This window comes from Lyngbya sp. CCY1209, assembly GCF_035615495.1.
In the GTDB taxonomy this organism is placed as follows: domain Bacteria; phylum Cyanobacteriota; class Cyanobacteriia; order Cyanobacteriales; family Microcoleaceae; genus Limnospira.
This window is the reverse complement of sequence record NZ_JAJENU010000520.1, coordinates 1-473: the sequence shown is the minus strand read 5'-3', so window position 1 is coordinate 473 and position 473 is coordinate 1. Positions and strand designations below refer to the sequence as shown.

1 pseudogene is annotated in these 473 nt (G+C 62.6%); it reads left to right on the top strand.

Features of this window, described 5'->3' with window-relative positions:
* Positions 1-29: 29 nt before the first annotated feature.
* Positions 30-473: pseudogene (locus LKE08_RS17015) on the top strand (hypothetical protein); the annotation flags it as partial.

Here is a 473-nt window from a genome sequence, read left to right as displayed (position 1 = left end):
TCGCCGACACCGAAACCGCACCCCCCCAAATGGATGAGTCCCCCGCAGGGGAACCGACACCCGCCACCGCCGAAACCGCGATCGCCGCCGAAGTTGTCGCAGATGATGAAGGGCCGAACATTCAATGTACATTGAAAAAAACGACGGTTGACCGGCCCGACAACCACCACATCATCCTGGTTTCCGGCGCCTGTGACGGCATTGAAGAACCCGTCGGCCACGCCCCCGACTACCGCGAAGCGCGACGGATCGCCGACGGGGTGAAACTGGCATTCGGACAGCGGGTCATGATCCGCCACTGGACCGGCGACGACTCGGAAATCTGGCGCCGCCACGAAGACGAAATTGACCCCGACACCCTGCCGGAACTGAAACAGACCGACGATCGCTTCGAGCCCTGGACGCCCTGGATGAAAGCCGGCGCCAAATTCACCACCCCACGGGGCACCCGATTCACCATCGTCGGCTTTGAC